This window comes from Pseudomonas sp. Nvir (assembly GCF_963778085.1).
In the GTDB taxonomy this organism is placed as follows: domain Bacteria; phylum Pseudomonadota; class Gammaproteobacteria; order Pseudomonadales; family Pseudomonadaceae; genus Aquipseudomonas; species Aquipseudomonas juntendi.
Window position 1 is genome coordinate 2,289,001 of the sequence record NZ_OY970405.1, and the last position, 13,687, is coordinate 2,302,687.

The window sequence follows — 13,687 nt, forward strand, 5'->3', positions numbered from 1 at the left end:
GCCCGCCCACCGCGGGGTGCCAAGTGAAGCCTCAGGCCGGTCTCCGGGCTTGCGAGGGGCATGAAACCTTCACCTTCCCATGCCTGAGCACAGTGGTATCTCGAAGGGTTCGCTCACTTACCGTTGCGGGGGCAGCGCCGGACTTGTCGTGATCAACACGACGCACCGGCTTCCCGTTTCACCCTGCGCGCGGCGGCGTAGGGCACCTGAAACTGGCGCGCATCTGAGCACCTGGCGGTGCCTTCGTCAAGGCAGATCGTGAAGAACGATCAGCGCCCACGCCGCCGCGAAACCCGGGCTTCGATATTCTTGCGCCCGATCAGCAGCGGCGGCTTCTCTGCCACTGGCTCATCGGCCAGCCACTTGTACATCACCAGGCAGTCCACCAGCCCAAGCCGGGCATGGCGATAGGCCTTGGGCAGCCGGCCAACCGTTTCGAACCCCAGCTTGTGCCACAGGGCGACTGCCACTTCATTGGTGGCCACCACCGAGTTGAACTGCAGGGCCAGAAAGCCTTCCTGGCGCGCCAGTTTCTGCGAGTGCTCGCACATCAACCTGGCCACGCCGCGCCCGCGCGCTTGGGCGCAGACCATGTAGCCGCAATTGCCGACATGCGCACCGGGCCCTGCCGCATTGGGCTTAAGGTAGTACGAGCCCAGCAGTTGACCCTCTTCTTCGGCCAGCAAGGTGCGCAAAGGCAGCTCCAGCCACAGGTGGCGGGCCTGTTCGAAGCTCAGGGACGGGTCGTAGGCATAGGTTTCGCAGGCCTGGACAGTGGCCTGGAAAGTGGGCCAGAAGCGCTCGAAGTCTTCGGCCGTCATGGGGCGGATGTGGATCATGCGGGTTCCTGCGCGGGTTTAGCCGCCCAGTCTGCGGGGCACGGCGCCGTCGCGCAAGGGCGGCGCCGTTCGGGCTCAACCGTTGGCCTTGCCCACTGCATCCAGGGCCCTGGCCGAGTAGACCAGCGCGGCACCCGCGTTCATCGCCACCGCCACACCCAACGCCTCGGCAATCTCCTCACGGGTAGCGCCATGCTTCACCGCTTGCTGCGAATGCACGGCGATACAGCCGTCGCAACGGGTGGTTACCGCCACGGCCAGGGAGATCAGTTCGCGGGTCTTGGCGTCCAGATGACCGGTTTTGGCCCCGGCGCCGCTGGCGGTCATGTAGCCGGCCACGGTGTCGGGGGAAAGTTGTTTCAGATCGCCGATGCCGGCCATCAACTGCTTTCGGTAGGCATCCCAGTCCATCATGCTCATCGTCGTCACCTTGGGGTGGTTGCGAATGGAGCTTTCAGGCTAGTCGAAGCGTGGCGAACGTGCGGCTTGTACTTTGGTGCATGCCCAGTCATGCCTTTGGCTACACCATCTGCACAGGCCGCTGGCAACACACGGACTCAGATGTAGATGAACACCAGCAGCAACGCTGCCACCACCGCCCACTTCTCCAGGTAGTAGCGCGTGCGATTGCGCTTTTTCAGCGCCTTGCCGCGTTCCCGGATCTTGTAGATCCGGGTGAACAACCGGTTGATGCCGCCGGTCTTGTCTCCGGCGGTGTTGGGTGCTGCGGCAGCCGCCATGACATTGCGGCTGAACCAGCGGTTGAACGCGCTGGCCCAGCGGTACTTGAGCGGGCGTTCGACATCGCAGAACAGAATGATGCGGTTGTGCTCGGTATTGTTGGCCGCGTAGTGGATGTAGGTTTCATCGAAAACCACCCCTTCACCGTCGCGCCATGAGTATTTCTCGCCGTCTACATCGATGTAGCAGGCGTCGTCGTTCGGTGTGTCCAGGCCCAGGTGATAGCGGTAGGAGCCGGCATACGGGTCACGGTGGCGCACCAGCTTGGCCCCCGGTGGCAGGGTGGCGAACATGGCCGCCTTGACCGTGCCAATGCCTTGCAGCAGTTCGGTGGTGCGTGGGCACAGGGCCATTGCCGACGGGTGGCTTTCGCCGTACCACTTCAGGTAAAAGCGCTTCCAGCCGGTTTTGAAGAACGAGTTGAAGCCCACGTCGTCGTAGTTGTCGGACTTCTTGATTTCGCCTACCTGCAGCAGTTGCCGCCCTTCTTCGCGAATTTCCTGCCAGTGCTCCTGCAGCGGTTTCAGTTCGGGAAAGGCCTCGACCGGCAGGTATGGCTTAGCCGGGTGTTTGGAAAACAGGTACAGAAAACTGTTGATCGGGGCCAGAAAGCTGGAGTGATCGCCCAGTTGGCGGGTCAGCTTGTGACGGACCCGACCGCGCAGGTGAACGTACGCGATCGAGAGAACGAAGAGGAGGACGAGTGCAATTTTCATGGACGGTTACTTGTCGAAAATAAGGCCATGCGCCATGGCATAAGCCCGCCAGCATAAACAATCATGTGGGCAGTTTGTACTTATTGTTACGAAACCGTGGGCCGACATTGGTGTAATGCCCTACAGTCGTGCGCAAACGTTTCATGCCCAGGAGTCACCATGGTCCATGATGTACGCCCCAGCGGCAGCCCGTTCAAACGGCTGTTTTTCGCCTTGCCGGTCAGCGATGTCCAGCGCCGCGCTCTGGCCCAGTTCCGTCGCGGCCTGAACCTGCGCAGCGGCAAACCGGTGCCGGCCGCCAACTTTCATGTCACGTTGCTGTTCCTGGGCGATGTGGATGCCGCTCTGGTGCCGGCGATCTGTGCGGCGGTCGATCAACTGGCGCTGCCGGGCAGGGTACCCCGGTTGACACTTGACCGCTTGCAGGTGTGGCAGCGCTCCAGCGCCCTGGTACTGGAGGCGCAGCAGGTACCAGCAGCGCTGATGCGCCTGGTGTACGGTCTGCAGCAGGCGCTGCTGCCTTTTGCCGGGCAAGCTGACAAGCGCGACTACCGCCCGCACCTGACGCTTGCCAGGGATTATCGCGGCGATTTGCCAGAGGCCGGCAGTGCGCCGGCGTTTTTCCTCGGCGCCCCGCACTTCACGTTGTATGAATCGCGCAAGGGCGCCTACTGGCCGTTGGCGCAATGGCCACTGGCGCCCTCAAGTGCCACGCCTGGTGACTGACGGGTGATTGCCCGCCGCCCTTCAGTCAAACCGGCAAGCTCTGGTAAGGCAGTTCATCCCCTGGGCTGCGTTCGAACTGGCGCTTGTATTCGCGGCTGAACTGCGACGTGCTCTGGTAGCCCACCCGGTGCGCCGTCTGGGCTACACCCAGGCCTTCGCCGATCAGCATTTGCTGGGCCTTGAGCAACCGCAGGCGTTTGAGGTATTGCATGGGCGCCATGTCGGTGCAGCGCTTGAAGTGTTCGTGAAAGGTCGAAACACTCATGTTGGCCCGCGCCGCGAGCGCCTCCACGCTCAGGGGCTCGCTATAGTGCTCGCGCAAGTGGGCGAGGGCGGCGCCGATACGGGCAAAGTGCCCTTGTTGTTCCACCAGCGCCCGCAACACCCCAGCCTGCGGGCCGCGCAGCGCGGTGTAGAGTACTTCACGCACCCTCGCCGGACCCAGAACTTTGGCATCCAGTGGGTCCTGCAGGCACTGCAGCAGGCGCTCCACACTGTCGCGCATGGGCGCATCCAGTGCTGCGGAAGTCATCGATTGCGGTGTTTGCGCCTGCACGGCAGGGTCTGGCGCCAGGTCCATGCTTTGTACCAGTTCACCCAACACCCCACGGTCGATGTCCACCGCCACGCCCAACAACGGCGCCTCGCGGGTGGCGAAGGTTTCACACATGAAGGGCACCGACAACGCCTGTACCAGGTAGTGGCCGGCGCCGTACTCAAGGGTGCGTGGCCCCAGGCGCGCCAGCTTGCTGCCCTGGGCCAGGATCATCAGGCTGGGCTCGTAGATCTGCGGGCTGCTGGCGACATAGTGGTCCCAGCTCAGTACTTGCACCTGTGGCAGGTGCGTAGGCACGAAGCCCGGGCGCGTGGCCAGGCAGCGGATCAGGGCGCAGAGGGGCGCGTTGGCATCGACGTGGCGGGTCAGTTGCATGATGAACCAGGGCAGAGGATCAGACAGCCTAATGATCGCAGATTGACGGCATCGCGCCAGTGGCACAAAGGCAGGTTCGGAGAATCAGGCATGCATGCCGGAGAATCAGCCGTGGGCGCGAGGGCGAATGGTGGGCACAATTGCCCCACTGAATCGTTTCATTCTACAGCGAGGTCCAGCATGTATACCGCCATCGGTTACGCCGCCCAAACCCCTACCAGCCCCCTGGCGCCCATGACCTTCGAGCGCCGCAGCCCGCGCCCGGACGATGTCGCCATCGAGATCCTGTACTGTGGCGTGTGCCACTCCGACATCCACCAGGCGCGCAACGAATGGGGCATTGCCGTATACCCGCTGATGCCTGGCCACGAAATCATCGGCCGCGTCACCGCCACGGGCGAACAGGTCACCGCCTACAAGGTAGGTGACCTGGTAGGCGTGGGTTGCATGGTCGACTCCTGCCGCCACTGCGAGGCGTGCGCCAAGGACCTGGAGCAATACTGCCAGCAAGGGCCGACCATGACCTACGCCACCCCGGACCGGGTCGACGGCAGCAACACCATGGGCGGCTACTCCAGCAGCATCGTGGTCAGCGAGCATTTCGTGCTGCGCATTCCGGCCGGCATGGACCTGCCCAGCGCCGCGCCGATCCTGTGCGCCGGTATCACCACCTATTCGCCGCTCAAGCACCACGGTGTCGGCCCGGGGCACAAGGTCGGCATCCTGGGCATGGGCGGGCTGGGCCACATGGGCATCAAGCTGGCCAAGGCGCTGGGCGCAGAAGTGACCTTGTTCACCCGCTCCCAGGCCAAGGCCGAAGAAGCGCGGCGCCAGGGTGCCGACCATGTGATCGTGTCCACCGATGCCGAGCAGATGCGCGCTGCGGCCGACCGTTTCGATTTCCTGCTCGATACCATTCCGGTGCAGCACGACCTGAACCCGTACCTGGAAACGCTGAAGTTCGACGGGGTGCACATTCTGGTCGGCCTGATCGAGCCGATCGACCCGGCCGTGCATGCGGCCAACCTGGTCATGAAGCGTCGGGTGCTGGCGGGGTCGTTGATTGGTGGTATCGCCGAGACCCAGGAAGTGCTGGACTTCTGCGCCGAACACGATATCCGTTGCGATATCGAGATGCTGGACATCCGCAATATCAACCAGGCGTACGAGCGCATGATCGCCGGTGACGTAAAATACCGGTTCGTGATCGACATGGCCACGCTGCAGGCCTGATCGAGGCCAGCGCCGGCCGCTATGCGGGCAAGCCGCGAAGCGGCCGGCTGGCAGGCCGGGGCAGGCTTGGCTACCAGGCCAGCGGTTTGTCCCAGCCCTTCCAGAACAGCCACCGGCGCACCTCCCCATGTGCGCCGGTACCGATCTGCCACGCCGGCCGGCCGCTGTCGAGGGCAATCTCCGCCACAATCCCGGCATGGCTGGCGGCCACCAGGGTACGCCCGTCGGCGCTGATGTCCATGGCGCTGATGGTCGAGCCCAGGTAGTGCTGCCAATGCTCCTGGCCATCTTCGCCAAAGGCCCGCAGGTAGCCGTAGGCATCACCGATGATGTATTCGCCAGCGCGAGCCACCCCGGCATAGACACGCGCGCCATCCTGCACCAGTGGGGTGCGCGGGTCCTGGCTGTAGTAATCGGTGCGCAGCCCCGGCAGGTCGGCTACCCGTACCGCCAGCGTGGCACCGCTGTAGAGGTGGCAGGCGTTGAGGAGCAACTGGTCACCCCGCTGGTTGAACAGCGCGAAATGCGGGTATTCGCTGCCGGGACCAATCTCGGCCACCAACCTGAGCCGGTCGTCCAGCACCAGGTGCCGGCTGCCTTGCTCACCCACCACGACCCAGCGGCCATCGGCCGACACCGCGCCGTGCTCCATGCTCAGCCCGAGGCTGATGTCCTCCGGCTCGGTGCCTTCGGCCAGGGCGTCGAGTACCCGCGCCTGGTGCGGCAGCAGGCGGGTTGCGCCGTCGCTGGCCAACACGAAGGTGCCATCGGCACTGACCAGCAGCACGCGTTGGCCGTCCGGGAAAGGGATCAATGCGGTGGGCGCGGGTGGCAGGTCGAACGGCTCGAACGGGTAGCCGGCCGGCAACCCTTCCAGGCCGGTCGGCCAGGCCAGGCGCTGTACCTGCGGGCCGCCCCAGCCAGCGGTTACCCGGACGCCTTCCGCATTGCCCAGGGCAAAGTAGCGACGGGCCGGGCAGCGGCCGAAGCACTCGACGCCGATCACCGGGGTGACCCCATGGCGATCGATACGCAGCACCTGGCCTTTTTCGTGCGGCATGCCGATGCGCGCCAGCAGGCTACCGTCGCCCAGCAGCAGGACATTGCTGATGCCCTGGCCATGCTCATCGAGCAACGGTACCAGCGGTTGGTGGGCAGGCGGCCAGGCTTGGCGGAAGGCTTGGCGTTGCTGCTCACTGCAGCCCGGGCGGTTGGCTGCCTGCAAGGCTGCCAGCCAGGCGTCGAGCAGGTGGTCGGTGGCGGGCACTTGTGGCTCTTGAAGATTGTCCCAGCCTTGGGCGCGGCCTTGTGCGACGTAGTCGTTGACGGCCTGGGCATAGGCGATGACCGCCTGCTGCCATTGCTGCTGGGGGTACTGCTTGTCCATGAGTGGATCGGGCTCCTTGCTGCAACGTGTTTCACTTCAAGTGGGCATGGTACTCCTTATGCCCGACTTGCGGTTGTTGGCCCCGGGTGTGACGCGTACCATGCCGGCATTCCTATTCATGACAATGCGTACGTCGGCAACCCCGTAGACGGGGGCCCTGGCGCGCGACCTGTTGCTTTTTCACGGAGACTCTCTTTCTACAATGAACGGACCTGTACCCAGCCACCTGCCACCCGGCACGGGCAGCGGCAGTTGGCTTAGCGTCATCGCCTTGGCCCTGGCGGCCTTCATTTTCAATACCACCGAATTCGTTCCAGTGGCGCTGCTCAGTGACATTGGCGGCAGCTTCGAGATGAGCACTGCCCAGGTCGGCCTGATGCTGACCATCTATGCCTGGGTGGTGGCGCTGGCGTCTCTGCCGATGATGCTGCTGACCCGCAACATCGAACGGCGGCGCTTGCTGTTGTTGGTGTTCATGGTGTTCATCGTCAGCCACTTGTTGTCCTGGCTGTCGCAAAGCTTCGCCATACTGTTGGTCAGTCGCATCGGCATTGCCCTGGCGCATGCAGTGTTCTGGGCCATTACCGCTTCGCTGGCGGTGCGCGTGGCGCCGCCCGGGCAGCAGGCCAAGGCGTTGGGCCTGCTGGCCACCGGCACCACCCTGGCCATGGTGCTTGGCATCCCGCTCGGGCGTGTGGTGGGCGAGGCACTGGGCTGGCGCATCACCTTCCTGAGCATTGCCGTGGTAGCGCTGGCGACCATGGTGTGCCTGATGAAGTCATTGCCGCTGCTGCCCAGTCAGAACTCCGGGTCGTTACGCAGCCTGCCGGTCCTGTTCAGGCGCCCGGCGCTGGTCATCACCTATCTGCTGGTGACCCTGGTGATTACTGCGCAATTCACCGCGTACAGCTATATCGAGCCATTCGCTCTGCACGTGGCGCAGATCGGCGGCGAGCGCACCACGCTGTTGCTGTTGCTGTTCGGTGGCGCAGGGGTACTGGGTTCAGTGTTGTTCAGCCGCTACAGCGAGCGCTTCCCGCAGGGTTTCCTGCTGGGCTCGATGGGGGTGTTGGCGGCGTGCCTGCTGTTGCTGTTGCCACTGTCAGGCAACTTTTACGTGTTCGCGGTGCTGAGCATGTTGTGGGGGGTAGCGATCCTCAGCTTCAGCCTGGCGTTGCAGTCCAGGACCTTGAAGCTGGCGTCTGATGCGACCGACGTGGCCATGGCGCTGTTCTCGGGTATCTACAACATCGGCATCGGGGGTGGGGCCCTGCTGGGCAGCATTGTCAGCAGCCGGCTGGATGTGGCGTACATCGGCCTGGTGGGTGGCAGTGTGGCGGTGGTCGGGTTGTTGCTGGCCGTGGCCAGCGCCCGGCGCTTGCGAGAGGCATTACCGCACTGACCGGTCAGGCCCTGCGATGGGCTGCGCGGCAGCCCAAACCGGCGGGAGGGCGTCAGGCCAGCACAGCCGCCCATGCTGAAATCAGCAAAAGCCCCGCCAACAGTTGGTTGAACACCCGTAACCGCTGCGGCGCCTGCAACCAGCGGGCGCTGCCTGCCCCCAGTACCGCCCATGCCCCCATGCACGGCAGGGCAACCAGGCAGAACACCAACGCCAGCTGCCATACCGGTAACCTGGGGGCGGCAAACACCCCCACAACCGCCACGGCCATCAACCACACTTTGGGGTTGACCGCCTGCAGCAAGGCGGCGCTGAGGGCGCTGAAGCCTTGCGCCGTACCCGCGTGCAGCGGTGCCCCGGCACTGCGCAGCATTTTCCACGCCAGCCCGCTCAACCACAGCGCTCCGGCCCAGCTCATCAGTTGTTGTGCCAGTGGGTGGCGCAGCAACAGCTCGCCCAGCCCCAGGCCCACCAGCAGCACAATCGTCGCTGCCGTGCAGCAGGCCGCCAGGATCGGCAACAGGCTGGCCCGTACGCCCAGGCGGGCGCCGTGCGCCATGACCAACAGGTTGGTTGGCCCCGGGCTGAGGCTGGCGACCAAAGCAAACAGGATGAAGGGCAGCATCGACTGAGACATGGGAACGCTCCAGAGCATCAAAGCCCCATGCTCGCTGTTGCCAAGCGGTTCAGTCTGGAAGATTTGAGCAGCGCCTGCGGTAGTCGGCCGGTGTCAGCTGGTAGGCGCGGCGAAACCAGCGGCCCAGGTGGCTCTGGTCGGCAAAGCCCAAGGCCACGGCCACTTGCGCCGAGCTCTGGCCTTGGGCGAGCAGCCGCCGCGCCCGGGTCAGGCGCAGTTGGATGAGGTAGGCATGCGGGGCAATGCCGAAGGCGGCCTTGAACGCCCGGGTGAGGCGAAAACGGTCGATGCCGCAGGCCCGGGCCAGGTCGTCGAGGCCAATGTCACGTTCCAGGTTGGCATGCAGGTAGTCCCGCGCGCGCTGCGCGCTCAGCGGCAGGCGCGGGTCGGGGTTGATGCGCCGGCGCCAGTGCAGGTGGCAGGTCAGGCGGGCAAGCAGTTCGTCGGTGGCGGTTTGCCGGACGATGCGCAAGTCCTGGTCGTGAACCGCGCGGAAGGCGAGGGCGGTGGCGCTTGCCAAACGTTGGTCATGGCAAAGGGTGTCGGCAAAGCTCGGCAGGCTGCCGCCCGGCGCGTGCTCGAACAGCGACCGCAATTGCTGGTCGAGCCAGAGCGGGTCGAGGTACAACGTGGAGTAGGTGAAGCCTTCCTCGGTAGGGGCCAGGCCATCGTGAATATCGCCAGGCTCGAGCAAGAACACCTGCCCGGGTGTGCTGCGGTGGCGCACCCGGCGGCAATTGAACTGCTGCACCCCCTGTTCGGTGACGCCCACCAGAAAGCTGTCGTGCCAGTGCGGGTCGTAGGCATGCCCGACAAAATGCGCCCGCACCGACTCGATGCCGGTGTCGGCGTCCTGCTTGAAGTCTATCCAGTTGCTCATGGGGGCATGCCGCCGATTCAAAACGCCAACCTAGCGTAACGGTTGAGTTCAGTCTGGAACAATTGTGCAGCCGCTGGCCAGTGCCGGTTCACGCAGCGCCTCGAAGCGCTCGCGTAGCCACAGGTGCAGTTGGGTTACCGCTGGGGTGAGCTGTTTGCGATGCGGGCAAACCAGCGTGACCGGGGTCGATTCGCCGAGCAGTCCGGGGAGAACGACCTCCAGTTCGCCGGTGGCTATGTTGGCGCTGACGTCCAGCCACGACTTGTACACGATGCCTTCACCCTGTACGGCCAAACGGCGGATGACATCGGCGTCGTCGCTGACCAGCGGCCCGCGCACCTGCACGGTGCGGTTGCCCAGTTGCCATTTGTCGTACACCCGGTTGTGCTGCATGTACAACAGGCATGCATGCTGCTGCAGCGCATCGGGGGTGAGTGGGCGGCCGTGGCGGGCCAGGTAGTCGGGCGAGGCGACCAGCACCCGGCGGTTCCAGGCAGCCAGCGGCAGGGCGATGTAGTTGGCGTCCTGGTTGTGGCCATAGCGGATGGCCACGTCTACCGGGTCACGGTTGAGGTCGGCGATCTGGTCAGAGAGAAAGAAGCGCACCTGCAACGCCGGGTGCTCGCGGCGGAAGGCGCTGAGCCATGGCAACAGCATGTTGCGGCCCATGTCGGAGGGCGCCGACACCTGCAGCGTACCGCGCAGGGTGTCAGGGTTGCCATGCAGGTCCTCGTGGCCCTGGCGCAGGCTCTCCAGCACATTCAGTGCGGTCGGCAGGTAGCGCTCGCCCTCTGCGGTCAGGCGCAGGCTGCGGGTAGTGCGGGCGAACAGACGCACGTCCAGGTCGCGCTCCAGGCGCTTGATGGCCGCAGCCACCTGGCCAGGCAGCAAGCCCGCTTCGTGGGCAGCGGCGGTGAAGCTGCCCAGCACGCTGCTACGGGCGAACAGCTCAAGGTCTGCGATGCGCAGCATTTTCACTCCAGGGCCGAAAGTGTTGCTGCATTGTGCCGGTTTTTCTTTTCTGCAGGAAAGATAAGATGAGCGGCAAATTCACTGCTCATACCTGGAGTCGTTGCATGGATACCGTCTCGCTGGCCAAGCGCCGTTACACCACCAAAGCCTACGATGCCTCACGCCGTATTCCCCAGGCCACGGTCGATGCCTTGCTCGAGCAACTGCGCCACAGCCCGTCCTCGGTCAATTCCCAGCCCTGGCACTTCATCGTCGCCGACAGCGCCGAAGGCAAGGCCCGGCTGGCCAAGAGCACCTCGCAGGGCTACGCCTACAACACGCCGAAGCTGCTCGATGCTTCGCACGTGATCGTGTTCTGCACCCGTACCGAAATGACGGAAGCGCACCTGGACAGCGTGCTGGACCAGGAGGCCGCCGACGGGCGCTTCCGGGACGACCAGGCGCGCGCGGCGCAAAACCAGAGCCGCCGTCACTACGTTGACCTGCACCGCTTCGATCTGAAGGACGTGCAGCACTGGATGGAGAAACAGACCTACCTGGCCCTGGGCACGGCGTTGCTGGGTGCTGCGGCGCTGGGGCTGGATGCCACGCCCATTGAAGGTTTCGACAGCAAGCTGCTGGATGCCGAACTGGGCTTGCGCGAGCGGGGGTTCACCAGCGTGGTGATGCTCTGCCTGGGCTATCGCAGTGAGGCCGACTTCAATGCCGGCCTGGGCAAGTCGCGCTTGCCGGCAGCGCAGGTATTCACCTTCCTGTAAGCGTGGCAGCCGGGTAATGCCAGGCAGTCAAGCCCTGGTGGCAGCCATTGGGCTGCTTTGCAGCTCATCGCCGGCAAGCCAGCCCACAGGGGGCGCATCAGGGCTGATAGGTGTTTGTCACAAGATATGCAGCGCCTGTGAGATCGAGCGCCGCCCGCGCGGCGCATCGCGAGCTGCGCTCGCTCCTACGTTTGTTTCGGGCCAATTATTCCTGTGGGATTTGCGCGCGAACGCCTTGGCGCATGCCTCAAAATCGCGTCGTACGAACAAGGCGGCCGCGCGCATCTGGCACAGGGGTTACTGGCCCGAAACAAACGTAGGAGCGAGCGTAGCTCGCGATGCGCCGCGCGGGCGGCGCTCGATCTCACAGGCACTGAAGATGCAGCGGCTACCCTTGCCAGGAACCATAGAATCTCCCACAGGGGTCGCATCAGGGCTGATAGGTGTTTGTCACAAGATATGCAGCGCTTGTGAGATCGAGCGCCGCCCGCGCGGCGCATCGCGAGCTGCGCTCGCTCCTACGTTTGTTTCGGGCCAATTATTCCTGTGGGATTTGCGCGCGAACGCCTTGGCGCATGCCTCAAAATCGCGTCGTACGAACAAGGCGGCCGCGCGCATCTGGCACAGGGGTTACTGGCCCGAAACAAACGTAGGAGCGAGCGTAGCTCGCGATGCGCCGCGCGGGCGGCGCTCGATCTCACAGGCACTGAAGATGCAGCGGCTACCCTTGCCAGGAACCATAGAATCTCCCACAGGGGTCGCATCAGGGCTGATAGGTGTTTGTCACAAGATATGCAGCGCTTGTGAGATCGAGCGCCGCCCGCGCGGCGCATCGCGAGCTGCGCTCGCTCCTACGTTTGTTTCGGGCCAATTATTCCTGTGGGATTTGCGCGCGAACGCCTTGGCGCATGCCTCAAAATCGCGTCGTACGAACAAGGCGGCCGCGCGCATCTGGCACAGGGGTTACTGGCCCGAAACAAACGTAGGAGCGAGCGTAGCTCGCGATGCGCCGCGCGGGCGGCGCTCGATCTCACAGGCACTGAAGATGCAGCGGCTACCCTTGCCAGAAACCATAGAATTTCCCACAGGGCCCGCGCAAGAGGCGGGTTACCACAAGGCTGCCGACGCCGCAGCCAGTACCCTGGCAAACACCTCCAGCGCCTTGTCGACTTCGGCGTCGGTGCTGAAACGGCCGATGCTAAGGCGCACGCTGTTGCGCGCCTGGTGCTCATTCAGCCCCAGCGCCAGCAGCACGTGGGACGCCATGTTGCTGCCCGAGTTGCACGCCGAGGTGGTGGACAACGCCAGTTCGCTGGCCAGCGCCGCACTGTTGAAGCCCGGGCTGTCGATGCACAGGTTCAGGGTGTGCGGGATGCGTTGCGTGGCGCAGCCATTGAGGCTGACCCCGGGCAACTTCAGCAAGCCTTCCTGCAGCCGCGTGGCCAGCTGCGCAAGGCGTAGGTACTCGCTGTCGCCAGGCTGCCCGGCCAGGGCGAACGCACTGCCCATGCCGGCAATCTGGTGGGTGGCCAAGGTCCCGGAACGCAGGCCCTGTTCATGGCCACCGCCGTGGATCTGTGCGCGCAGTACCGGGCGCGCGCGAGGCCCGACGTACAGGGCGCCGATGCCTTTGGGCCCATAGACCTTGTGCGCCGAGAACGACATCAGGTCGACAGCCATCGCGCGCAGGTCGATCGCCAGTTTGCCCACTGCCTGTGCGGCGTCCACGTGCAACAGGGCGCCATGCGCGCGAACGCACTCGCCAATGGCGGCAACGTCGGTGACCGTGCCCAGTTCATTGTTGACGGCCATCAGCGATACCAGGCGGGTATCGGCGCGCAACGCGGCTTGTACCGCCGCGGGCTGGATCAGGCCACGGGCATCAGGTGCCAGGCGCGTGACCGCCCAGCCTTGGCGCTCCAGTTCGGCCACGGTGTCGAGTACGGCTTTGTGTTCCAGCAGGCTGGTGACCAGGTGCCCGGGGTGGTCGATGCCGTTGGCAACGCCTTTGAGCGCAAGGTTGTTCGACTCGGTGGCACCAGAGGTCCATACCAGCGCTTCCGCCGGGGCGCCAATGCGCTCGGCCACTTGCTGGCGGGCCTGGTCCACCGCACTGCGGGCGGCCTGGCCGTAGGCATGGCCACTGGAGGCCGGGTTGCCGAAGTTGGCCTGGCGGCCAAGGCAGGCGAGCATGGTTTCGACCACCCGGTCATCGACCGGGGTAGTGGCGGCGTAATCGAAGTACAGCGGGGCGTTAGGCATCGGGGCATGTCCATGTCTGTCGCCGTGGGGTCGGCGATCGTTGGCATCAGCCTATCGTGCGGTCGAAAGATGCTTTTCGCTTCCCGCTGGGCTATTTGTGGCGTATTTGCATGCTTGTTCTATTTGATTGCCTTTTTGGAGAATATTTTTCTCAATTCATTCTTTCGCACAGCACACCGTGATACGCATCGACCGGTTTCAGC

The 13,687-nt window shown here is 64.5% G+C and carries 13 protein-coding genes and 1 riboswitch; of the genes, 4 read left to right on the top strand and 9 right to left on the bottom strand.

Annotated elements, in window-relative coordinates:
- Window positions 1-17 precede the first annotated feature (17 nt).
- Window positions 18-225, bottom strand: a riboswitch (cobalamin riboswitch).
- Window positions 226-269: 44 nt separating this feature from the next.
- From AACG97_RS10985 to lpxO, 3 genes are all read right to left on the bottom strand, one after another.
- Entirely contained in the window at window positions 270-839 is a 570-nt protein-coding gene (locus AACG97_RS10985) for a GNAT family N-acetyltransferase (RefSeq protein ID WP_054905217.1), read from the bottom strand.
- A gap of 75 nt (window positions 840-914) precedes the next feature.
- Window positions 915-1,259, bottom strand: coding sequence for a carboxymuconolactone decarboxylase family protein (locus AACG97_RS10990; protein ID WP_029884982.1), 345 nt, complete (start codon window positions 1,257-1,259; stop codon window positions 915-917).
- 137 nt (window positions 1,260-1,396) lie between these two features.
- The gene (gene lpxO, locus AACG97_RS10995; RefSeq protein WP_029884983.1) at window positions 1,397-2,296 is read right to left on the bottom strand and encodes a lipid A hydroxylase LpxO; all 900 of its coding nucleotides are present in this window, start codon (window positions 2,294-2,296) and stop codon (window positions 1,397-1,399) included.
- Window positions 2,297-2,455: 159 nt separating this feature from the next.
- Here lpxO and thpR point away from each other — a divergent pair, with 159 nt between their 5' ends.
- Window positions 2,456-3,022 (top strand): RNA 2',3'-cyclic phosphodiesterase, encoded by a 567-nt coding sequence (gene thpR, locus AACG97_RS11000; protein WP_115293883.1) that lies wholly within the window; start codon window positions 2,456-2,458, stop codon window positions 3,020-3,022.
- Window positions 3,023-3,047: 25 nt separating this feature from the next.
- On the opposite strand, the gene AACG97_RS11005 is transcribed toward thpR, so the two are convergent.
- Entirely contained in the window at window positions 3,048-3,953 is a 906-nt protein-coding gene (locus tag AACG97_RS11005; protein WP_029884985.1) for an AraC family transcriptional regulator, read from the bottom strand.
- A gap of 180 nt (window positions 3,954-4,133) precedes the next feature.
- Here AACG97_RS11005 and calA point away from each other — a divergent pair, with 180 nt between their 5' ends.
- Window positions 4,134-5,186 (top strand): vanillin reductase, encoded by a 1,053-nt coding sequence (calA, locus tag AACG97_RS11010; protein ID WP_009683969.1) that lies wholly within the window; start codon window positions 4,134-4,136, stop codon window positions 5,184-5,186.
- Window positions 5,187-5,256: 70 nt separating this feature from the next.
- Here calA and AACG97_RS11015 read toward each other — a convergent pair whose 3' ends face one another.
- Entirely contained in the window at window positions 5,257-6,573 is a 1,317-nt protein-coding gene (locus AACG97_RS11015) for a hypothetical protein (protein ID WP_232555147.1), read from the bottom strand.
- A 202-nt stretch (window positions 6,574-6,775) separates the two neighbouring features.
- Between AACG97_RS11015 and AACG97_RS11020 the strand changes: the two genes are divergently transcribed.
- Window positions 6,776-7,975: a sugar transporter gene (locus tag AACG97_RS11020; protein ID WP_197885997.1), complete on the top strand. Its 1,200-nt coding sequence runs from the start codon at window positions 6,776-6,778 to the stop codon at window positions 7,973-7,975.
- A 52-nt stretch (window positions 7,976-8,027) separates the two neighbouring features.
- Here the strand turns inward: AACG97_RS11020 and AACG97_RS11025 are convergent, their stop codons facing one another.
- From AACG97_RS11025 to AACG97_RS11035, 3 genes are read right to left on the bottom strand one after another with little or no spacing between them, the layout of a single operon-like run.
- Window positions 8,028-8,612 (bottom strand): LysE family translocator, encoded by a 585-nt coding sequence (locus tag AACG97_RS11025; protein WP_225785609.1) that lies wholly within the window; start codon window positions 8,610-8,612, stop codon window positions 8,028-8,030.
- Window positions 8,613-8,661: 49 nt separating this feature from the next.
- Window positions 8,662-9,492: an AraC family transcriptional regulator gene (locus AACG97_RS11030; RefSeq protein ID WP_197885999.1), complete on the bottom strand. Its 831-nt coding sequence runs from the start codon at window positions 9,490-9,492 to the stop codon at window positions 8,662-8,664.
- 48 nt (window positions 9,493-9,540) lie between these two features.
- Window positions 9,541-10,464 (bottom strand): LysR family transcriptional regulator, encoded by a 924-nt coding sequence (locus AACG97_RS11035; protein ID WP_009683964.1) that lies wholly within the window; start codon window positions 10,462-10,464, stop codon window positions 9,541-9,543.
- A 104-nt stretch (window positions 10,465-10,568) separates the two neighbouring features.
- Between AACG97_RS11035 and AACG97_RS11040 the strand changes: the two genes are divergently transcribed.
- Window positions 10,569-11,222 (top strand): oxygen-insensitive NAD(P)H-dependent nitroreductase NfsB, encoded by a 654-nt coding sequence (locus tag AACG97_RS11040; RefSeq protein WP_029884991.1) that lies wholly within the window; start codon window positions 10,569-10,571, stop codon window positions 11,220-11,222.
- Window positions 11,223-12,329: 1,107 nt separating this feature from the next.
- Here the strand turns inward: AACG97_RS11040 and AACG97_RS11045 are convergent.
- On the bottom strand, window positions 12,330-13,484 hold the full coding sequence (locus AACG97_RS11045) for a cysteine desulfurase family protein (RefSeq protein ID WP_009686427.1): 1,155 nt from the start codon (window positions 13,482-13,484) through the stop codon (window positions 12,330-12,332).
- Window positions 13,485-13,687 lie beyond the last annotated feature (203 nt).